20 protein-coding genes are annotated in these 21990 nt (G+C 43.4%); 17 read left to right on the top strand and 3 right to left on the bottom strand.

What is annotated here, in order from left to right:
* Positions 1-2 precede the first annotated feature (2 nt).
* The 11 genes from CXM95_RS14440 (at position 3) to CXM95_RS14390 (ending at position 12492) form a co-directional block, all read left to right on the top strand.
* Positions 3-788, top strand: coding sequence for a tyrosine-protein phosphatase (locus CXM95_RS14440; protein ID WP_008380628.1), 786 nt, complete (start codon positions 3-5; stop codon positions 786-788).
* Between the two features lie 15 nt (positions 789-803).
* The gene (locus tag CXM95_RS14435; protein ID WP_034872121.1) at positions 804-2069 is read left to right on the top strand and encodes a PTS sugar transporter subunit IIC; all 1266 of its coding nucleotides are present in this window, start codon (positions 804-806) and stop codon (positions 2067-2069) included.
* Between the two features lie 28 nt (positions 2070-2097).
* On the top strand, positions 2098-2397 hold the full coding sequence (locus CXM95_RS14430) for a PTS sugar transporter subunit IIB (protein WP_034872120.1): 300 nt from the start codon (positions 2098-2100) through the stop codon (positions 2395-2397).
* Between the two features lies 1 nt (position 2398).
* Positions 2399-2740, top strand: coding sequence for a PTS lactose/cellobiose transporter subunit IIA (locus CXM95_RS14425; protein WP_005234093.1), 342 nt, complete (start codon positions 2399-2401; stop codon positions 2738-2740).
* A 156-nt stretch (positions 2741-2896) separates the two neighbouring features.
* The gene (locus CXM95_RS14420; RefSeq protein WP_086297968.1) at positions 2897-4237 is read left to right on the top strand and encodes a hypothetical protein; all 1341 of its coding nucleotides are present in this window, start codon (positions 2897-2899) and stop codon (positions 4235-4237) included.
* 220 nt (positions 4238-4457) lie between these two features.
* Positions 4458-5822 (top strand): guanine deaminase, encoded by a 1365-nt coding sequence (gene guaD / locus CXM95_RS14415; RefSeq protein WP_101699314.1) that lies wholly within the window; start codon positions 4458-4460, stop codon positions 5820-5822.
* Positions 5823-5862: 40 nt separating this feature from the next.
* Positions 5863-7146: a uracil-xanthine permease family protein gene (locus tag CXM95_RS14410; protein ID WP_086317423.1), complete on the top strand. Its 1284-nt coding sequence runs from the start codon at positions 5863-5865 to the stop codon at positions 7144-7146.
* 328 nt (positions 7147-7474) lie between these two features.
* The gene (locus CXM95_RS14405) at positions 7475-8092 is read left to right on the top strand and encodes a LysM peptidoglycan-binding domain-containing protein (protein WP_034878363.1); all 618 of its coding nucleotides are present in this window, start codon (positions 7475-7477) and stop codon (positions 8090-8092) included.
* A 287-nt stretch (positions 8093-8379) separates the two neighbouring features.
* Positions 8380-8781 carry an MmcQ/YjbR family DNA-binding protein gene (locus CXM95_RS14400; RefSeq protein ID WP_008380641.1) on the top strand — a complete coding sequence of 134 codons (402 nt, stop codon included), beginning with the start codon at positions 8380-8382 and terminating at the stop codon, positions 8779-8781.
* 229 nt (positions 8782-9010) lie between these two features.
* Entirely contained in the window at positions 9011-10720 is a 1710-nt protein-coding gene (locus tag CXM95_RS14395; RefSeq protein WP_005234099.1) for an ABC transporter ATP-binding protein, read from the top strand.
* Positions 10721-10722: 2 nt separating this feature from the next.
* Positions 10723-12492, top strand: a complete 1770-nt coding sequence (locus CXM95_RS14390; RefSeq protein WP_086297962.1) for an ABC transporter ATP-binding protein — start codon at positions 10723-10725, stop codon at positions 12490-12492.
* 207 nt (positions 12493-12699) lie between these two features.
* On the opposite strand, the gene CXM95_RS14385 is transcribed toward CXM95_RS14390, so the two are convergent.
* The gene (locus CXM95_RS14385; protein ID WP_008380645.1) at positions 12700-13017 is read right to left on the bottom strand and encodes an RNHCP domain-containing protein; all 318 of its coding nucleotides are present in this window, start codon (positions 13015-13017) and stop codon (positions 12700-12702) included.
* 514 nt (positions 13018-13531) lie between these two features.
* Between CXM95_RS14385 and CXM95_RS14380 the strand changes: the two genes are divergently transcribed.
* Positions 13532-13849: a hypothetical protein gene (locus tag CXM95_RS14380; RefSeq protein ID WP_008380648.1), complete on the top strand. Its 318-nt coding sequence runs from the start codon at positions 13532-13534 to the stop codon at positions 13847-13849.
* A gap of 107 nt (positions 13850-13956) precedes the next feature.
* Here the strand turns inward: CXM95_RS14380 and CXM95_RS14375 are convergent, their stop codons facing one another.
* Entirely contained in the window at positions 13957-14748 is a 792-nt protein-coding gene (locus tag CXM95_RS14375) for an L-threonylcarbamoyladenylate synthase (protein WP_016612737.1), read from the bottom strand.
* A 325-nt stretch (positions 14749-15073) separates the two neighbouring features.
* Between CXM95_RS14375 and CXM95_RS14370 the strand changes: the two genes are divergently transcribed.
* The gene (locus tag CXM95_RS14370) at positions 15074-15994 is read left to right on the top strand and encodes a cation transporter (protein WP_016612736.1); all 921 of its coding nucleotides are present in this window, start codon (positions 15074-15076) and stop codon (positions 15992-15994) included.
* A gap of 58 nt (positions 15995-16052) precedes the next feature.
* The gene (locus tag CXM95_RS14365) at positions 16053-16889 is read left to right on the top strand and encodes a YitT family protein (RefSeq protein ID WP_005234105.1); all 837 of its coding nucleotides are present in this window, start codon (positions 16053-16055) and stop codon (positions 16887-16889) included.
* 97 nt (positions 16890-16986) lie between these two features.
* Here the strand turns inward: CXM95_RS14365 and CXM95_RS14360 are convergent, their stop codons facing one another.
* A complete protein-coding gene (locus CXM95_RS14360; RefSeq protein WP_005234106.1) occupies positions 16987-17655 on the bottom strand; it encodes a GntR family transcriptional regulator in 669 nt (222 codons plus the stop codon).
* Between the two features lie 188 nt (positions 17656-17843).
* On the opposite strand from CXM95_RS14360, the gene CXM95_RS14355 reads away from it, so the two are divergent.
* The 3 genes from CXM95_RS14355 to uxaC are packed head-to-tail and all read left to right on the top strand — an operon-like array spanning position 17844 to position 21924.
* Positions 17844-19439 carry a mannitol dehydrogenase family protein gene (locus CXM95_RS14355; RefSeq protein ID WP_086372333.1) on the top strand — a complete coding sequence of 532 codons (1596 nt, stop codon included), beginning with the start codon at positions 17844-17846 and terminating at the stop codon, positions 19437-19439.
* Between the two features lie 3 nt (positions 19440-19442).
* A complete protein-coding gene (gene uxuA, locus CXM95_RS14350) occupies positions 19443-20519 on the top strand; it encodes a mannonate dehydratase (protein WP_086372332.1) in 1077 nt (358 codons plus the stop codon).
* Between the two features lie 16 nt (positions 20520-20535).
* Complete coding sequence (gene uxaC, locus CXM95_RS14345) at positions 20536-21924, top strand: glucuronate isomerase (RefSeq protein WP_101699313.1); 1389 nt, start codon at positions 20536-20538, stop codon at positions 21922-21924.
* The last annotated feature ends 66 nt before the right edge of the window (positions 21925-21990 follow it).

Genomic DNA, 21990 nt, shown 5'->3' with positions numbered 1-21990 from the left:
GTATGACAAATGAAAAAGTAACCTTAGAAGGTGCGTATAATTTTCGCGATTTTGGCGGCTATCGGACCAAAGAGGGCAAATACGTAGTGACTGGAAAACTATACCGCTCAGACGAATTGAGCAAATTGACAGAAGCTGATCAGAAAAAATTAGCAGCTCTGGGAATTGAGAAAATTATTGACTACCGCAATGCCCAAGAAAGAGCAGACAATGAAGACAAACCCATTGGGAATGCTCAGATACTTTATTTGACGCCAATTGCTGATATTGCTGCTTTAGCTTCTTCAGAAGAAGGGGAGCCAATGGCGCTTTCTGCAGAAAAAATCACCGCCGAAGTTGCAAAAGAATTGATGATTCGGCAAAATTATGAATTTGTTGAAAACAGTCAATGCAAGACCGTTTTTAAAGAAGTATTGGCCATTCATTTGGAAGCTGAAGGTGCAGTGGTTCAGCACTGTCGTGGTGGCAAAGACCGCACCGGGTATGGGGTTGCCCTGATTCAGTTACTGCTGGGTGTCAGTTATGAAGAGGTCATGGAAGATTACCTGCTGACCAACGAGTACAAAAGGGAGAAAAATACCAAGAGTCTCAAGCAGATACAAGAAGAAACGAACAACCCCGATTTTGTGGCAGCAATGCGATACTTCAAAGAAGCTGATCGGTGTTTTTTACAAACCGCTTTGGATTTGATTGAGGCTCATGGGGGGATTGAAACGTATGTAAAAGAAGAACTGGGTTTTTCACAGCAGAAAATCCAGCTACTTAAAGATAAATACTTGCGGGATTAAGTGAAGGAGGACCTTATGAATACACTGAAAGATAAAATACTAGCTGCAGCCGTTCAAGTACAAAACAATATTTATATGAAAGCCATTGCCAATGCAATGATGGGCTTAATGCCCGTCATGATGATCAGTTCCATTGCCTCCTTGATCAATGCGATCGACATTGGGGCAACGCAACAGATAATGGAACAAATTGGTTTGAAAGCATTATTAACCCAAGTCAACGCGATGACGATCGATGTCGTTTCCGTTTATGTCGCCTTTCTAGTTGGCTATAAATTAGCCGAGCATTTAAATGCGGATCAACTAAATGCCGGTATCATGAGTTTGGTATCATTTTTGATCTTGAGTCCGATTTCGACTTTAGAAGAAACCCGTACGATGGAGTTGTCGACCCTTGGCTCCGGTGGGATGTTTGTCGCCATGTTTGGCGGATTGTTGGGTGCCAGAATTTACATTTTATGTGTACAGAAGAATTTGATGATCAAAATGCCGGATTCGGTACCGCCGATCGTCAACAAATCCTTTGCAGCGATCGTGCCAGCAATTATTGTTTCAGCCATTATGGGCATCATTTACGTGGGTATGGCGGCAACTCCTTACGGCACACTGACAGATATGATCTATACTTGGGTACAAGCTCCATTGACCTTATTAGGAGCGAATATTTTTGCTTGTATGATCATTGTGGCGTTTATCGAATTTCTTTGGTTCTTTGGCATTCACGGAGTGTTGGCTGTTTATCCGATCTTGATGTTGGTCTTTTACCAACCAGGGCTTGATAATCTGGCGGCGTACAGTGCCGGCCAAGCATTACCACATCTGTTTACGATTGGGTTTATTTTGAACAATCGCGGGGCTCGTTCATTTGCAGTCGCTTTACTGGCTATTTTTGGCTGCAAATCAGAGCAACTAAAAGCTGTTGGTAAAATTGGATTGATCCCTTCCATGTTTGGTATTTCTGAGCCAATCAAATTTGGGATTCCTCAGGTGATGAATATCAGAATGCTGCTTCCCTTGATGTTAACACCGGCTGTTTCCGTGTTGTCAGCATATCTCTTAACAATTGTCGGCTTTTTGCCTTACCACAATGGAGTCAATATCCCAACTGGATTTCCGATTATTTTCGGTGGCTTCTTAGTGAATGGCTGGCAAGGGATCATTGCACAATTGATCCAATTTGTCTTATGTATCATCATCTACATCCCTTTTATGCGTCTGCAAGACAAAGCAGCACTAGCTGAAGAAAAGAATCTGCAAACCCAAGCGGCAGTCGTTGAGTAACAAATAACGAGAAAATGGAGGAAAAATGATGAAAAAAATAGTGTTAGTTTGCGCTGGCGGCATGTCTACTGGCGTCTTAGTAAATAATATGAAGAAAGCAGCGCAAGAAAAAGGAGAAGCGGTGGCGATCGATGCGTTCTCCATTGAATCGGTCACGACTGCAGCAAAAGATGCTGATTGCGTACTGTTAGGACCGCAAGTTTCTTACCGATTAAATGAAGTCCAAGGCTTAGTTGCTTGTCCAGCAGCCAGTATCGACATGCGCACCTATGGCATGATGGATGGAAAAAAAGCATTGGAACAAGCACTTGAACTAATAGGAGAGTAGAATGGAAGAAAAAGAACAAATTTGTTTTCAGATTATCTCGCAAGCGGGTATGGCAAGAAGTTGCTTTTTTGAAAGTATTCAAAAAGGAAGAGAAGCCCAGAATCTGGCTGCACTGCAAGCAATCGAAAAAGGAAAAGAACACTATCATGAAGCCCATTTGGCACATCGGAAGTTAGTTCAACAAGAAGCTCAAGGGGACAAAGTTTGGATGTCCTTACTATTAAGTCATGCGGAAGATCTTTTGATGAGCGCAGACATCATGAGTGAGCTTGCAAAAGAGTTTCAAGGGTTGTATGAAGAAATTCAGGCAATTAAGCAAACGATTCAGTCTACTGGCTTCTAGCCGAAAATCGCAATAAGAAAAAGAAACGAAGTGTCAGTCTTTTGACAATACACTTGGTTTCTTTTTGCTTAAATTTGGCACGCAAGTTGACAGGATTGCTTGAAAGTGTAGGATAGAAGAAAGATGGAACTTTAAATCAAGGCAAGGAGTCGGACGATGAAAGTTTTAAAATCCCATACCGCACTTTTGATCATCAGCAATACGATCACGATCATCCCGTATCTTTATTTCTTATCTTTGAGCAAAGAGCAGTCGCTAAGTGCAGCATTAGCCTTTGCGCTCTTTTATACCTTTCGCATGACAGGGGTCTTTTTCTTACAGACGCTTACGGCGCTTTTTGCACCATCATTGTTAGCAGCCAGTGTCTTGATCGGCGGCGCCGGCGCATTGGTAGGTATCTTGAGCACTTGGTGGAGCGCTGCACTCTTGCCAGCTGCTGGTTTGTTGGGGATCAGTGCTTCTTGGTTGCCGCCAGCTGACCTGATGGTACGCCAAAAAGCCAAGCTCACTGAACAGCCGCTGAAAAATGATTGGAAGGAGGCGCTGTTCTTTCTTTTCGTTTTATTGTTTGCCTTACGGTTGCCTGATGACCTTCAAGGCATTGGTCTATTTGGCAGTTATCTTGCACTCTTTATGCTGGCGGCTAAGAGTAGTCAAACCTTCAAAAACCTCCCAAAAAGACCGCTGATGCAGCGCAACCAGTTATTCAATAAGCAATTTTTGTTGTATTTCTTTTTCTTTCTCTTACTGTTTGGCTTGCGAGCCGCCAGGCTGATCAAGTCGAATGCCCTCTTTGAGTGGGCGATCACTGGTTTCTTGTTTCTCTTTGCTTTGCTACTGATCACTTTAACGAAACGCAGTAAGTCGTGGAGACAGCCGCTTCACTTGAACATCCTCACCTTTATTCGGGGAGTGATCGGTAACTTTCTTTTTCTTTTCGGCTCGGTCTATGTTACCGGTCGATTTGGGGCACAAGCGCTAAGCACGCACGTTTACTTACCATATGCACTGGGCCTTTTTGGTGCCATGTTTCTCGGAGGAAAACTCGCTCATCGTTTAGAAAAACAGCTGGTACCAACATATTTACTTGGGCTGATGGCAGGTGTTCTTCTGTTCAGCAGCGACACACTGATTCCAATAAGTTTATTTGTCATTAGCTTCTTTAATGCGGGATTGAATCAATGGCTCACGAAACAGTATTTGGCGGCAAAACCGGAAGCAATTGAACAGCAGAGTTTAGCCAAGTATGCCACACAAAGCAAAGGGAGTCTGGTACATCAATTTCTTTTGATGACACTCCTGTTTGTCATTCTTCGTTTTGAACATCAGCCGTTGGCTTTCTTGTTTCAGCTATCAGGAACGACGGCAACGAATCAGACCTCAAGGATCCAAAGCTTTTTAGAGCCAGCAAAATGGGGCTCGATTGCAGGATTACTGTGTTTGCTAGTAGGTGGATTGGTGGTATTTCGCCGACAATCAAAGAAAACAAAAGAATAAGCGTCTTTAGCAGTCACTATCTTGATTCAAGACAGTGGCTGCTTTTTTTGAAACCGCATAAAAACCGAACGTTCAGCGTTTTATCTTCCTTTATGATAGTGAATTTTATTGCACTATTTTCGAATAGCGTTAAAATAAGAACATCGTGTTAGTGAAAAAGGAACATTAAATGAACGGCTTTTTCCTGACAATGTCTTAGAGAACGGGGGAAATCAAACAAATGGCAACCATTCGCTATTTTAAAGGAGATGTTTTCCATACGCCAACTGATGGAAAACTAGAATATATAGAAGATGCATTGATTCAAGTCGATGATGCAGGGATCATCACGAAAGTCACTGCCAAAACAGATCAAGGGTATGAGTCAGAGCTGGCAAAAGCATCAGAGAATCTTCAGGCTTTATCTGAAGGCCAGTGCTTTTTACCAGGGTTTGTCGATCTGCATGTCCATGCACCGCAATGGCCGCAAGCAGGGATCGCGTTAGATGAACCGTTAAATGTCTGGTTAGATGAATGCACGTTTCCGCTGGAGGCAAAATATGCCGATCCAGCATTTGCCAAAGCTGTCTATCAAGATTTGGTGGCACAGCTATTGGCAAGAGGAACGACAACGGTTCTTTATTTTGCAACGATCCATCTAGAAGCGAGCCTTCAATTGGCGAAGACTTGTGCCGCTCTTGGTCAACGGGGATTAGTCGGAAAAGTCGTTATGGACGATCCCCAAGCCAATCCTGTTTTTTATCGGGATGCGTCAACAGAAGAGGCATTAGCGGATACAGAACGTTTTATTCAAGAAGTACAAGCAATCGCAAAGACCGCACCTCAAGGCGTTTATCCTGTGGTCACTCCGCGATTTGTCCCCAGCTGTACCGATGAAGGCTTGGCAGGCTTAGGCGCATTGGCTCAAAAATATGATGTCCATGTTCAGACCCACTGCAGTGAAGGGCAATGGGAACATGACTTTGTTCAAGAACGATTTGGCAAAACGGATACCGAAGTGCTGCAAGATTTCGGCTTGTTGCGTGACAAAGCAGTGATGGCTCATGGCAATTTCATCAGCCCAGCTGACGGCGCCCGTTTTGTCGAAACCGGCGCCGCAGTTGCGCACTGTCCCATCTCAAATGCCTACTTTGCCAATGGCGTGATCCCAATCAAGCGCTTGAAAGAACAAGGAGTCACGATTGGTTTAGGAACGGATATCTCCGGCGGTTTTTCACCGAGTTTGTATGACAACATCAAACAAGCTGTGATGTCTTCGAGAATGTTAGAAGATGGCGTAGATGTCACGCTTCCCCAAAATACACGAGGAGTAGCAGATTCTCGTATATCCGTGATCGATGCGTTCTCATTAGCGACAAAAGGCGGCGGTGAGGCACTGAAATTACCTGTAGGTGTCATCAAAGAAGGCTATGCGTTTGATGTACAAGTGATCGATACGCGACAAAAAGAAAATCCTTTGCCTGACTTCGGTGTGTTCACCTCACCCGAAGCAAGATTACAAAAAATCCTGTACTTAGCAACGATGCAAAATATTCGCCAAGTCTGGGTCCAAGGAAAAAAAGTACACGAAAAACGAGGAGAATGAGACAGTGGAATCAACGAAAAATAAACATTTAACGATCGGAATGAATGAAGACATTCCCTTTGGTCAAGCAGTACTTTTAGGGTTGCAGCATGTGTTGGCAATGGACGTGTATGTGCCGCCATTTATTATCGCAACGGCGGTGGCGATGTCCTCTTCAGATGCATCAGGTTTGATCCAATCGACCTTTTTAGGAGCAGGGATCGCTTCTTTGATCCAAGTCCTCTTTTTCTTGAAATTACCCGTATGTCAAGGGCCATCCTTTGTCCCCGTTGGAGCGATCATCGGTATTTATTTTGGTGCCAACGGCATGGACACGGTGTTAGGAGCCAGCATCGTAGGTGCCACAGCAGTCATTTTACTAGGTTTTACGGGCATTTATAAGTATATCGTTCGTCATTTTATTCCTACGATCGTCAGTGGAACGATCATTATGATCGTTGGGTTGACATTGCTGCCAACGGCCTTTACCAGCAATATCTATCCTGCCACTGAAACACTAAGTGCCAATCAAAACATGTTGTTGGCTGCGATTACTGCGGCGATTTTGATTTTGTTTTCCATGTTAGGCGATTATTTTCCGGGAATGGGAAAATACTTCCGAATCAGTTCGGTCATTATTGCTTTGGTTATCGGTACCGTGATTGCTTCCTTTATGGGGGGCGTTGATTTTCAGTCGGTGGCGGATGCTTCTTTCTTTAGTCTGCCAAAACTGGTATTTCTAAACTATGGCCTGCACTTTGATGTTTCAGCGATCTTAACGATGCTAGTGATCTATATGGTGCTCCTAGCAGAAACAACAGGTACTTGGTATGCGGTCAGTTCCGTGACAGAAGAACCTGTTACGGATGAACAGATCAATAAAGGCGTGATCGGCGAAGGATTAGGCTGCTTGGTTGCCGCCTTAGTAGGAACGACCCCTGTGACTGGTTATTCTACCAATGCAGGGATCATTTCGATCACCGGGGTTGCTAGTAAAAAAGTCTTTGTGATGGCATCCGTCTGGTTTATCCTATTGTCCTTCATGGGGAAACTTTCAGCCTTGATTCACGCAGTACCTTCTGCTGTCATCGGCGGCGTGTTCGCGGTCGTCTGTGTCATTATTTTGTTGAGCGGCTTTCGGGTCATTAAGAATGAAGAGTTTTCCGAGCGTGAGTTGTATATTATCGGGGTACCATTGATTATTGCCATCGGCTTGTTGTTTATGCCAGCAGAAATCAAAGAATCTGCGCCTCAATTCTTACAATATTTATTAGATTCACCGATTGCTTTAAGCGCTATTGCGGCGATCGTCATGAATAAATTGATCCCAGTGAAGAAAAAATAGGAAGTAAATGGGGAATGAGACCTTGTCTCGTTCCTTCTTTTGTTACAAGTCTGTGTAAAAAGAGGGTTTTTTGTAATATAGGAAAGGTTTTCTAAGGTTAACTGGTTTACCTGAAAACAAAATAACTGTAATGTTAAAAATTACAGCAGAGAAAAGCTTGATATGATAGTCTTTTTCAATTCTTACGAAACGTAAGGCAACTGTCGTTTTCGTAATCATCTGTAATGATTTCTTTACCTATGAAATATTCTTCGGTGTTAGACTTGTTTATGCGCTTGAGTCATCTCAAATGACGCAAAATGAGTTTCAAAGAAGGAGATTTAATTATATGAAGTCTTTAAAAACTGTTTTACTTAGTACAGCTGTCCTTGCCGGTTTCGGCCTTTTCTTAGGTGGGAAAGACGCCTTTGCAGACGAACAATACACTGTTCAATCTGGTGATACATTATCAACAATCGCTACTAACTTTTACGGTTATAGCTCTGATGATACGATCAGTGCGATCGTTGAAGCAAACGAGATTGCTGATAAAAACTTGATTTTTGTTGGGGAAGCATTGATCATCCCTACAGATGGCACTGCCACTTATACAGAATCTGCAAACACGACTGCTGCAGCAAGTGTACAACAACCAAGTGAACCAGCAGCTTCACAATCAAGCAACACACAATCTGCTGCTGCAAGCACACAAAGCAGCTCAAGCTACAGCTCTTCAGCTAGCGGCTCAGAAGCTTCAGCAAAAGAATGGATCGCAAACAAAGAATCTGGTGGTTCTTACACAGCGACAAACGGACAATACTACGGCCGTTACCAATTAACCAACTCTTACTTAAATGGTGACTATTCAGCTGCTAACCAAGAAAAGGTTGCCGATGAATATGTTGCATCACGTTATGGTTCTTGGTCTGCTGCCAAAGCATTCTGGGAAGCAAATGGTTGGTACTAAGATTCTAAAATGAATCTTGTCCATGACATCTAGTAATCAATTGCCCTTATTGGCGAGTACATCTTACTCGCTGATAAGGGTTTTTTTGTATCTTCTGAGAGAGATGAATGAATGTAACGCCGCATGCAACTCTCAAGAGTCATTTTCAGGCAACATGCCATTGATAAAAAATCCCTTTTTACACGGCAACCATGTATAATAGTAGGAAATAGAGCAGAAAGCGATTCAATCTGTCAAAATTGAGACAGAAAATGACGGTTTTGATAGTAGAAAGTGAGGGAAACACAATGAGTACATCGATTGAAGAAAAAATTGCACAAAAAATGCAGCGATTTCAAGCATTTGGGGAAGGCTTGCCGGGAGCCAAAGTCTATTACCGCGAAGATTGGGATGCAATCTACTTTGATTTAGTAGGAAAACAGTTTGGGATCATGAGTCCGCAAGCAGAAGAAACAGCATTTTTGACTTTGAAAAATCTGCCCGAGGTCAACGAAACGCTGCGAGAGCAATTTCCTGACGTCATCATTCCGGGGTATTATGCCAATAAGACCCATTGGAATACCATCAAGTTGGCATCTGATGCCTTGATGGAAGAAAACATCGAACAAATGATTTTGGTTTCCTACGATCTAGTCAAACAAAAACTGACAAAAAAACAAAAAAGTGAGCTGGAAAACAGCGAATCGTAAGTCAAAGATTTAGCGCCAGAAAATAAGGAAGACCCTCTTGAGGATCATCATAATCCCTTTATTATTCGTTATTTTCGCCAACATTTATGCAATATTTTCAAAGAGCTTTCATGAAAGCTCTTTTTGTTTTATTTGTTCGCTTGTTTCTAGTCGTGATCCATGGTAAATTGTTGTGCAACCGAAATTTTTTGGCAGTCTTTTCTGCTAAACACAAAGGAGTGGTACGTATATGGATCTGGTCTTACGCCATGTCAAAAAGTACAAAGCGGCAACCAGCATTGCCTTATTATCGGTCATTTTAATGGTCGTTGCTGCATTATGGCAGCCAAAGCTCTTGCAGCAAGTGCTAGAATCAATTATTACCGAAAACAATGATGAAATGAAAAAAATTGGTGTGCAGTTGATTGGGCTAGCATTGCTAGGACTTGTTGCAGGGATCATCAACACGGTTTTTTCTGCGAAAGTGGCGCAAGGCGTTAGTGCCGATATTCGAGAAGAAATGTTTCGGAAAATCCAGACTTTCTCATTTGGTAATATCGAAACCTTCTCGGCAGGAAACTTAGTGGTGCGTTTGACCAATGACATCACGCAAATTCAAAACTTAGTGATGATCTCACTACAATCGTTGTTTCGCATCCCGTTCTTATTTATCGGTGCCTTCATTTTGGCGATGACAACCATGCCGCAACTGTGGTGGATCATCGTCTTACTGATTATCGCTGTTCTAGTGATTACGGCACTCTCCTTTACACGGATGGGGAAACACTTTATGATTATCCAAAACTTGATCGACAAAATCAACGGGATCGCCAAAGAAAATTTGATGGGGATTCGTGTGGTGAAATCCTTTGTCCAAGAAGACAACCAACTGCAAGGCTTTTCCAAAGTCAGTGAAACGTTAACGAAGCATAATATTATTGTAGGAACCCTGTTCTCTGTAATGATCCCCTCCTTTATGCTGGCGGCCAACTTAGCAGTGGTCGGCGCGATTTTCTTTGTCAGTGATCTAGCGAAAGATGACCCAACCTTGATTGGGGGAATTGCCTCATTCATGAATTATTTGATGCAAATTATGATGGCGATCATTATCGGCGGCATGATGATGATGATGACTTCACGGGCTGCAGTTTCGCTAAAACGGATCAAAGAGATTCTAGATACCGAACCGGATCTGCAATACCAAGATGTCCCAGAACAAGAATTGTCTGGAAGTGTCGCTTTTGAAAACGTCAGCTTCCGTTACCCTGGGGATGAAAAAAATGCCCTAACGGCTATCAGTTTTACCATCAAACCTGGCGAAATGATTGGGATCGTAGGAGCGACTGGTGCCGGCAAATCAACACTGGCGCAGCTGATTCCCCGTTTGTTTGACCCAACGGAAGGTGTCGTGCGGGTTGGCGGCGTTGACCTAAAAGAAGTCAATGAACAAAGCTTGCGTAAAACGGTCGCCTTTGTCTTGCAAAAAGCGATCCTCTTTTCAGGAACGATTGCCCAAAACTTGCGGCAAGGGAAAAAAGATGCTTCAGAGTCTGAGATGTCTCGGGCAACAGAAATCGCCCAAGCCAGTGAATTTATTCAAAAATTGACAGCGGGTTTTGAAGCGCCGGTCTCCGAGCGCAGCAGCAATTTTTCTGGAGGACAAAAGCAACGCTTATCGATTTCTCGAGGCGTGATCGGTGAACCGAAAATTTTGATTTTGGATGATAGTACGAGTGCATTAGATGCGCGTTCGGAGAAATTGGTTCGCGAAGCGTTTGAAAAACAATTAAAAGACACGACAACAATCATTATCGCGCAAAAGATTGCCTCTGTTGTGAAAGCCGACCGTATCTTCGTTTTAGATAATGGACGTCTGGTTGGTGAAGGAAGCCATGAATTTTTAGCCAATAACAATGCCATCTATCAAGAAATCTTCGCAACACAGAAAGGAGAGGAGTAACCATGACAGATTTGTTCAAAGCGAGTAAATTTTTCTACCATTACTTAAAACAATACAAGTGGTCGTTTCTATTCATTTTTGTAACGGTGATTCTGGCAACGTATCTGCAAGTACAAGCGCCAGTCTTTATCGGAGAAGCGTTCCAGGAATTGGCGAATTATGTTGGCGGTTTGATGCAAGGGGTCGATGATAAATCGGCTTTTCTATCGATCATTTGGAAACTGTTGATTTTTTATGTCTTAGCCAGTGCAGCTAATTTTGTCTATAGTATCTTGTTCACGCAAGTGGTGGGGAAATCAACCAACAGAATGCGGATCGGTTTATTTAATAAACTGGAAAAATTGACGATCAAATTCTTTGATTCTCATCAAGACGGTGATATTTTGAGCCGTTTCACCAGTGACTTGGATAACATCCAAAACAGTCTGAACCAAGCATTGTTGCAAGTGCTGACCAATGTAGTCTTAATGGTGGGGATCTTGATCATGATGTTCCGTCAAAACGTTGAATTGGCATGGGCAACGATTGCTTCTACCCCGATTGCGGTGTTGATCGCGGTGATCGTGATCCAAAAAGCCCGCAAATATGTCGATCTGCAGCAAGATGAAGTCGGAAAATTAAACGGCTATATCGATGAAAAAATCAGTGGTCAACGAATCATCATCACCAATGGACTGCAAGAAGAAACCATCGATGGTTTTCTGGTCCACAACCAACAAGTCCGGGAAGCTACCTACAAAGGGCAAGTCTACTCTGGGCTGCTTTTCCCCTTGATGCAAGGGATGTCCTTGTTGAACACGGCAATCGTGATTTTCTTTGGTGGCTGGTTAGCATTGAACGGTGACTTAGAACGTTCCGTTGCTTTAGGATTAGTTGTGACCTTTGTCCAGTATTCGCAGCAGTATTACCAACCATTGATGCAGATCTCTTCTGGTTACAGCATGATTCAGTTGGCGATCACCGGTGCGCGCAGAATCAATGAAATGTTTGATGAACCTGATGAGGTCAAACCAAAAGACGGGATCAAAGTGAAGGACATCAAAGAGGCGGTTGCTTTGAATCATGTGGACTTTGGGTATGACAGTCAAAAATTGGTCCTAAAAGATGTGTCGATCACGGTCAACAAAGGCGAAATGGTCGCATTGGTCGGACCGACTGGTTCAGGAAAAACGACCATCATGAACTTGTTGAATCGCTTCTATGATGTGAATGGTGGTTCTGTGACCTTTGACGGCATCGACATCCGGGAGCTAGACTTGGATCTGCTGCGTTCTCAAGTGGGAATCGTTTTGCAAGAATCCGTGCTGTTCTCAGGGACGATTCGTGAAAACATTGCTTTTGGGAAACCAGAAGCGACCGAAGCAGAAGTCATTACAGCAGCGAAACAAGCCAATATCCATGAGTTTGTTATGACGTTGGAAAAAGGCTATGACACGGAGATCACCGAAGAGAACAATCTTTTCAGTACTGGTCAAAAACAATTGATGAGTATTGCCCGAACGATTCTGACTAATCCAGAATTGTTGATTTTGGATGAAGCCACCAGTAATGTCGATACCGTGACCGAAGCGAAAATTCAACGAGCAATGGATGAAGCAATCAAAGGACGAACCAGTTTTGTGATCGCCCATCGCTTGAAGACAATTTTGAATGCCGATCGCATCGTTGTCTTGAAGGACGGCGAAGTCATTGAAGAAGGCAATCACCATCAATTGGTGGCGGCTGACGGCTTTTATGCGGAACTGTATCACAATCAATTCGTTTTTGAATAAGCGCAAACCAACGTAAAATCATCAAGAAGACACTAGCAGGACAGCCCGCTGATTTCGTCAACCAATCGACGAGACAGCGGGCTGTTTTTTTAGGTTAAAGTAAGCACTTCTTATGACGACAATGTCTATGAGCAGTTAGTGGTATAAGGGGGCCGTTGTTCTGATTACCAAAAAAGACCAGCCTGAAGCATGGTCTTCTTTGGCTGTTTAGTGATACGCAGCGGTTTGAGCCAACCACTCAATAAAATGGTCAGGCTGTTGCGTATCCTGTGCCACGATATTCCACTGCTGGTTTTTGCAGCGAGTGCATTGATGCAGCAGCTGATAGCCTTTTTTGGAATGTTGGCGATAATCGATGGGTCGCATCAGGCCATGGCAAGTATTTTGACGATCACCCGGGCGAATATCCACGTGTAACGAGTAGAGACACTGAGGACAATGGTTGCGGTAAGAACCATTGGTCAAGGGTGCCACAGGCGTACTGCAGTTTTTACAAACAAAGGTCGTATTTTCACCTTTTCTCATTTTGCTTTCCTCCAAAAGAATGATTTCTTTTGAGAGAAAAGGGTTCCGTTCGTTCTTCATCAGGCTTCTTTGGCTAGGGACACATTCACCGTCCGTAACGATTACTTCTGCTTCCAGCTTCATGCGATTTCGCAATCCGTACCACGCTTAGTTTTTTCGTTTTGTGCTAAGCACTGTGTTGCGGCAGCCCACAACCCAGCAGTAAGTGTAGTCCAAAGTCACTGTCATTGGCGTCGTCCCCTAGAAAGCAATTGAGGAATGCTTTTTCATAGAGTCCCTCCTATGTGTTTATGAGGGGATTATAGCAGAAATAGAGTTGGAATTCTATGACAGAGAAAACCTGATCGTAATTTATCTCCTTTTTTATCTTTAAAAACAACAAAATGTAGATTATAATGCTAATTTATGACAAAATGTTCGTATGTAGGTTTCGCTCAATTTTATTTTGGTCACTGAAGAAGAGACACGGAATCACAAAATGGAGGAAGGATGACCTAACGAAAGGAGAACAAAAATGTTTGGTACGAACAAGAAATCTGAAAATTCGAATGGCACACAAGGCAAGAAACGAAAAAAGCGTTTGACTGTAGAAGACCTGATCAACCAGTATATTGTAGAAAAAGAGGTTCATGAATTGAGTGAGGAACTGTCTGTTCAGATCTTTAATGACTTATCTGCACACCGAATACATTTCATGGAGATCCCCAACCTTAGTTACAAAAATCTCGGAGCAGCTATCCAAATCGACCAAAACTGGATTAAAATCAAGCAACAAGATACGATCATCAAACAACAGGCACAGATCATTCAGCTTTTGAAAGAAACACGATAGAAGAAAAGTATTTTTTTCTATTGAAAAACCGAAGAACGAGCTGAGCGTTTTTCCTTGAATAGGAGGGCCGTTAGCTGGTTCTTCGGTTCTTTGTTGACGATGAAAGATTAATAATACTCCCCGTGGCGATAGTCCCATGAGTTGAAGTGATCAGAAAGGTACATTTGGATTTTTTCAACATCGAGTCCTTTACGGATCAAGACAGGTGCGGGAGTGATGGAGCGTTGGTCTCCTTGCTCTGGAATCAAGTTACCGTCTTTATCAACGAAAGAAACCATGACTCCTTGTTCGTAGCGGGTTTCCAGCGTTTTGTCTGGTTGGATCGATGCAACATAGTCGTTGCCTTCAATGATTAGATCGGCTTCTTGCGCGATTTGTTCGCCGATCCCTTCAACAAGTCCGCGGTTTCCTTTGCCTGAAGGGTTCGCTGAGCTGGCGAAAAGCAATTTCTTTTTTTGATCCCAAAGTTCTTTTGAGATCTGCTCACCAGGGACACCGAATTTGATCACGAAACAGCTGGTTCCCCGAACGTCCGTCATCAATTCTTCTGAACCATCTTTTGGGATATAGGCTTTTCCTGATTCTTTCCAAGGCAAAATCGCACCGAATAACACGTCATTGTTCCAACACGTTTCATAAACGGCGGCGGTTTCCGCATTTAATTCGGCTAATTCATGTAGCTGCTCCAATGAGCTGCAAAGAACGACACCTGGTTTGTTACGCTTGCGATTCTTTGCTGAAAACTTGCGTTCCAGCCCTTTTTTATCAGAGACGGCAATGATATAGCCGACTTTGGTTGGGCAGACGATCACTTTGCCTTCTTCATTCAAATAGTTGATCGCTCGTTGGTTTGGTTCTCCTGTCCATGGGACTTGTTTTGTTTCATTCACTCTCTTCATCCTCCCTGTCTTCCAATGAATCGCCGTTATGAAAAATATAACGGAATATTCTGAAAATTCTGATTGAATATGGTTACCCTTGATGATAAGGGAATCAATCCGCGTAGTCAAGGGGATTTACACCAGAATGTAAAAAGAGTGGGATAGAAAGATCGAATATGCATCACTAGAGAATAGAGTGAATGATTGACAGCAATACTATTTTTTTCCGCTTTGTATGAAAAAATCGACTGTTTTTTATGTTATTTATATGGGAAGATAGGCTTATAGATAGAAGAATGCAATCAAATTGATAGTTTCTTTGAAAAAAAGAAAGAGGAGTATCATGAGTGAAAAGAAAAAAATACGCAAGCTTTTGCTGGCATCGATTGTCGCTGGGAGTATCTATGGCGGCGGTGCCTTGCTTTTTGGGTTACTGGTCAGTTATAACGTCCTCTTGTTAGATGGTGTTTATACATTGATTGGTGCAGTGATGTCACTGATTGCTTTGTATGTGGCAAAATATATCCAAGCCCAAGACTTTGAACGTTTCCCATTCGGCAAAGAAGCGTTGATGCCGTTGGTTGTTTTTATTCAATATAGTATCATCTTGCTGATCTCAATTTATGGAATCATTGAATCTGCTTTTAGTTTATTACACGTCAGTGATGGCATGATTGATCCAATCGGTTTGTATTTCTCGCTGATTGGTACGATCTACTGTTTCTCTTTTTACTTGTACTTAAAAAAGAAACCACTGACTCATCCCTTTTACTGGGTAGAACTAGAACAATGGCGTTTCGGCTTTTTCTTTAGTCTGGGTGTCGTCGGTTCATTTCTTGTGTCATGGCTGATTCAAGCCAGTCCCTATGGAAATTTCGCGATGTATGTCGACCCAATCATCTCCATCGGGATCACCTTGTTCTTTATTCAGCTTTCGATTAAAGAGTTGAAAGCGGCCATTCTGGAATTGACTTCTTCAACTCCGAAAGAAGAACTACGAGAGTCCATCATGACGATCGTTGAAAAAGAACTGCGCGCAGAAGAAGTGGTGGACTTTGTGTTACGTACCGCCAAAGTCGGCAATCAAGTCATTGTGGAATTAGATGTGGTGATTTTACCTGCAACACCTCTCGATACAGTTGGGCGGCAAGATCCCTTGCGAGAACGATTGAATCAAGCAATCAGCCAACAGATTTCCGGTTATTCCCTCTGGCTAAACATAAATTTTGTCGGTGACATCAAATGGGCGTATAGTGAGGAGTAAGAATGGCTGCAAAGCGGCTTGAATAAACCGTGAAAATGACAGAGAAAAGAGGAAACAAATGACAATTCTGAAAACCTATGGAAAAATCACCGCAGCACTTTTCTTGTTAGCGGCAAGCATCAATTTATTTTTAGGCCCGCATCATGTGGCAGCTGGCGGTGTCAGCGGAATCGGTATTTTATTAGAGTCAGCCCTCGGTTGGGATCGAGCGGCTGTGATCATGGTCTTGAATATTCTCATGCTTATTCTTGCCTATGCCTTTTTAGGGAAGGGGCCTTTTTTGAAAGTCCTCTATGGTAGTTTTGCTTTTCCAGTAGCAATTGCTTTAGTCCCAGAATATATGGTGGCTGAAGATCGGCTGCTTTCCGTGATATTTGGCAGTGCGATTTTTGCTTTAGGAGTAGCGATTTTGTACAAAAATCAATCTTCTAGCGGTGGTACAACGATTCCACCGCTGATTTTCAAGAAATACTTTAATTTGAATCCAGCGATTGGCTTGCTGGCGACCGATGCGATCGTGGTCTCCATGAACTTGTTCGTTTTCGGGTTTGAAGAGTTCTTGTTTGCGATATTATCGATCGTGATCACCTCTGGTGTGATGACCTACATTGAAACGGGCTTTAACCGGAAGAAATCCATCATGATCTTAAGTGAGAACCACGTGAACGAGATTCGAGAAGCAGTCTTTGATAAAACAGCTCGTGGTGCCACACTATTGGCTGCCCAAGGCGGCTACCAGCAAGCAGACAAACAAGTACTGTTGATCGTGGCCAGCGACCAAGAATTTATGCAGATCAGACAAATCATTGAGACCATTGACCCAAAAGCGTTTGTGATCGTCAATAATGTCTCAGAAGTACTGGGCCAAGGCTTTAGTTATCACCCAATCGAATGAGCGTATTCTCGCTTGTTCAGCGTATGAAACCACCCTCGTCAAGTAGGCAATCTACTCGACGAGGGTGGTTTTTAAGGTCCATGATTTTCAAATAGCTTTACTCCGTAAAGTAATCGGGAAAGGCCTTTTCCACAAAAATCAAATCGTTATCAATGACATCAATGTGTTGTCCGACCAAGGGAGCAATTTTGGCTTGGTCTTTTTCTTTTAAAGTGGCTAAGATTTCTTCGTGATCCCGCAAAATAATTTCCCAAGACAATTCCTCCACCTCTAAACGTAAGAAGCGGAAGCGATTTAAAGGCAGATTGATCGTTTGTAGCCAATTCCAGACATTTTCTTTGTCGGCGATTTTATAAATCAACTGATGGAAGGCCTCGTCGAGTTGGAAAAACTCGATTTCATCCTTCAATTGGGCATAGGTCCGCTGCAAAATAACGAGTTTTTCTAGTTCTTTCAGCTGCTCTTCTGTAATGGCTTGGCAGGCCGCTACGAATACTTCTTTTTCAAGCGTCTCTCTGACAAAACGAGCTTCTTCAATTTGTTTGATACTGATTTTAGAAATATAGGTGCCGCTTTGGGGAACGACATGGATCAGTGCTTCACGGCGCAGACGAATAATTGCTTCACGGATCGGCGTCCTGCCAATGGTTAGCCGCTGCTCCAATTCCTTTTCAGATATTTTTTGACCGGGAATCAGTTTGGCGGTTAAAATCAACTCTTTGATTGATTCATAAGCTTGTGATTGAAAATTTGTAGGGTTCAACATAAACGCTTCTTTCTGTATCAGGCATTCAATTACCTTCTAAAGAAAAACTCTGAAGGAAGGTGCCTAGGGATAGTTTTGAGTAATAAAACTAGTATATAAGTTGAATAACCTTTTGTAAAGGCTTGCAATTCAGTATAGAATGAACTAGAATACTAATATATCAGTTTTAAGAAAAAGGAGGAAGTAGGATGTTTGATTTTGCTGCCTTGAAACAGGCAGGAGTTACGATGCCGATCGTTCCCAAAGAAGTGACGGATCAATCAGATACTCAGTTTCAATGGTTACACTTTGGTGGGGGAAATTTGTATCGGGCATTTCACGCAGAAGTAGCCCAAACGTTGATCGATCAACAAGCGCTGACAAAAGGAATCGTAGTTTGTGAAACCTTTGATGAACAGGTGATTGATCAAGTATATGCCCCTTACGAGAATGATATTTTAGAAGTGGTCATGCATGAAGGGGGACGGTTGGAGAAAAAATTGCTCCAGTCAACGGCGGCTAGTTATTATTGCCATCCTTCCCGCATTGCGAGTTATGAGCAAATACGCAAAGTATTTCAGGAGCCGTCACTACAGTTGGTTACCGTAACGATCACAGAAAAAGGCTATGGCTTAAAAGACAGTCAGGGGAAATTTTTACCTGTCGTACAAGCGGATCTCGCTGCGGGTCCCCATCAGGTCAACCATACAATGAGCATTTTGGCTAGCTTTTTATGGGATCGTTTTCAATCAGGGGCACTTCCGATCGCTATGGTTTCCACCGATAATTTTTCGCAAAATGGGCTCCGTTTCCAAACGGCGATTGTCACCATTGCAAAAGAATGGCAAAAGCTGGGGCATGTTTCAGAAGCGTTTGTCCGATACTTAGAAAACAACGCGCAGGTGACGTTTCCGTGGTCAATGATCGATCGGATCACGCCAAATCCTTCAACAGCAGTTGCAGAAGAATTAGCAGCAGCTGGGATCGAGCAGCTGCCAGTCATCCGTACCGATAAAGGAACGAATATCGCTCCGTTTGCTAACACAGAGACGACTCATTACCTGGTGATTGAAGATGATTTTCCAAATGGTCGCCCGAATTTGGATAAAGCGGGGGTGATCTTGACGAGTCGAGAGATCGTCGACAAAACCGATAGTATGAAAGTCACAACTTGTTTGAATCCACTGCATACCGCAATGAGTTTGTTCGGCTGTTTACTCGGTTATACATCCATTGCTGCGGAAATGACCGATCCAGATATTGTTGCTTTGATCAAAGGAATCGGCTATCGTGAAGGCTTGCCGGTAGTGGAAGATCCTGAGATCATTCAGCCAAAGAAATTTATCGATGAGGTGGTGGGCCTTCGTTTACCCAATCCGCTGATTCCTGACACTCCACAGCGGATCGCCGCAGATACCTCACAGAAAATCGCCATCCGTTTTGGCGAAACCATCAAAAAGTATGTGGAGAAAGAAGGCTCGGCTTCTGAGCTGACTTTCATTCCCTTAGCGATTGCAGGCTGGTTGCGTTATCTATTAGCGATCGATGATGAAGGCCATCCATTTGGTCCAAGTCCTGATCCCCTCTTAGCAGAATTACAAGAGATTTTACGTGAGTGTCAGTTAGGGACAGCCGCCGATGTTCAAGGGATCATTCGACCAATCCTAGCAAATCCGCAGATTTTTGGTTTGGATCTCTATCAAGCAGGAATCACTGAAAAGGTGGGTCACTTGTTCGCTAAGATGCTGGCAGGAACCGGCGCAGTCCGTAAAACATTACATGAAACAGTAGAAGGGATCGAATAAAAAATGGAAATGACATTTCGTTGGTATGGAAAAGACTACGATAAAATCAAGTTAGCAGATATCCGTCAAATTCCTGGAATGAAAGGCATCGTCGGCACACTCTTTGATTTGCCTGCTGGGGCAGTTTGGCCGAAAGAACGGATCAAGGCGCTCGTGGAAGAAGTCGAAGCAGCTGGACTTTCCCTGAAGGTGATCGAAAGCGTCAATATTCATGATGACATCAAGATTGGCTTGCCTTCGAGAGACCTGTATATCGAAAACTACAAAAAAACGATTCGTAATTTGGCAGCATATGGGATCGAAGTGATCTGCTATAATTTTATGCCGATTTTCGATTGGATCAAAACGGATCTCGATTATCGCTTAGCCGACGGTTCTTCTACGATGGCATTTGAAAAAGCAGGGATTGACAAAGACCCAGAAGAGATCGTCAAAGAAGTTGAGGAGTCAAGCTCTGGCTATACCTTGCCAGGCTGGGAACCAGAACGTTTGGCACATGTCAAAGAATTGTTTGCTGCGTATAAGGATGTCGATGATGACAAATTAAGAGAAAACTTTGCTTACTTCCTAAAAGCCATTATTCCCACCTGTGAAGAGGTCGGCATCAAGATGGCTGTTCATCCAGATGATCCTCCCTATTCGATTTTTGGTCTGCCTCGTATCGTTAAAAACCGCGATGATTTGGATTGGGTCTGCAACGTGGTCGACAGTCCGTCAAATGGTATCACACTTTGTACTGGCAGTATCGCCGAAGACCCAGCCAATAATGTCTATGAGATTTTGGCTGAGTTTTGTCGCCGGGACCGGATTCCTTTTGCTCATGTTCGTAACATTCAATACTTGGGCAATGACAAAGACTTTTATGAAGCACCGCATCTCTCCTCTGAAGGCTCGTTAGACATGTATCAGATCCTAGAAGCGATGTACAAAAATGGCTTTGACGGCTATATTCGACCAGATCATGGGCGAATGATCTGGGGAGAGAAGGGACGTCCAGGCTATGGCTTATATGATCGGGCGATCGGCGCTTCCTACTTATTAGGGTTGTGGGAAGCCATCGACAAGAGCGTGGGGCGTTAAGAAAAGGAGCGAAGAAATGTTTTTAACTGACGATTTTATTTTGAAAAACAGCTTTGCCAAACAGTTATACCATGAGTATGCAAAAAAGCAGCCGATCATTGATTACCATTGTCATTTAGATCCGAAAGAGATTTTCGAAGACCAAAACTTCACCAATCTGACCCAAGCGTGGCTGGCGGGGGACCATTACAAATGGCGCTTAATGCGAGCCAATGGTGTTGCAGAATCTTTGATCACTGGCGATGCTGATGACTACGAAAAATTCTGTGCTTGGGCGCAGACCTTGGAGGCTTGCATTGGCAATCCCTTATATGTCTGGACCAATTTGGAATTGAAGCGAATCTTTGGTATTGATGAGCGGTTGACACTAGCCAATGCAGCAAGCATTTGGGAAAAAGCCAATCAACAGTTGCAGACGAAGGAATTTTCACCACGAGGGCTGATCAAAAAGATGGCCGTTGAGGTGATCTGTACGACGGATGATCCCATTGATTCGTTGACGTATCATCAAAAGCTGGCAGAAGAATCCTTTGCTGTGTATCCTACCTTTCGTCCTGACAAAGCAATCAATCTGCAGAATTCAGAATTTCCAGCATACCTTAAGCAATTGGCTGCAGCTGCGAGCAAAGAAATCACTAGCTATCAAACGCTGGTTGAAGCATTGACCGTGCGTATTTCCTACTTCCAGCAACGGGGCTGTCGTTTAGCAGATCACAGTCTATCACGTCTTGGAGAGGAAGCCTACGATACCGCTGCACTTGAAGCGATTTTTCAGAAGCGTTTGACCACTGGAACACTGACTAATGAAGAAATCAGACAGTTTCAAACCGGCTTGCTGATTGACTTGATGCGCCAATACGCAAAGCAAGGCTGGACCGCGCAATTGCATCTGATGGCGACTCGCAACAACAATCAAAAACTTTTCCAACAACTAGGACCTGATAGCGGCGGTGATGCGATGGGGGACGATCGTCTAGTGAGCGGCTTAAGTCGGACATTGGCGCAGCTTCAGGCGGAAAGTTTATTGCCGAAGACGATTTTGTATTCACTGAACCCCAAAGATTATCCAGTGTTGACTGCGCTGATGGGGGCGTTCCAAGAAGAGAGCAAAGGCAAGCTGCAATTAGGCTCTGCTTGGTGGTTCAATGATACGTATTCTGGTATGCGATATCAGTTGACGACCCTAGCAGAAGGCGGGATTCTTGGAAACTTCGTCGGCATGCTGACGGATTCTCGCAGCTTTTTGTCTTATCCACGCCACGAGTATTTCCGGCGGATTTTGTGTCAGGTGATCAGTGAATGGGTAGAAGACGGACAACTACCAGCAGATGAAATATATTTAGGGCAGATCGTCGCAGATATCTCATATCACAATGCGAAAACCTACTTTGATTTTCCAAACTAATGACTACTCGATTCGTTCTTGGCTTGCTAGAGAAGGAATCGAGTGTTTGGATGGCTATTGCTAAAG

It is taken from the genome of Enterococcus sp. CR-Ec1, assembly GCF_002850555.1.
Lineage (GTDB): Bacteria > Bacillota > Bacilli > Lactobacillales > Enterococcaceae > Enterococcus_D > Enterococcus_D entomosocium.
Note: the sequence above shows the minus strand (reverse complement) of the source record. Positions and strands in the feature narration are given on the sequence as shown.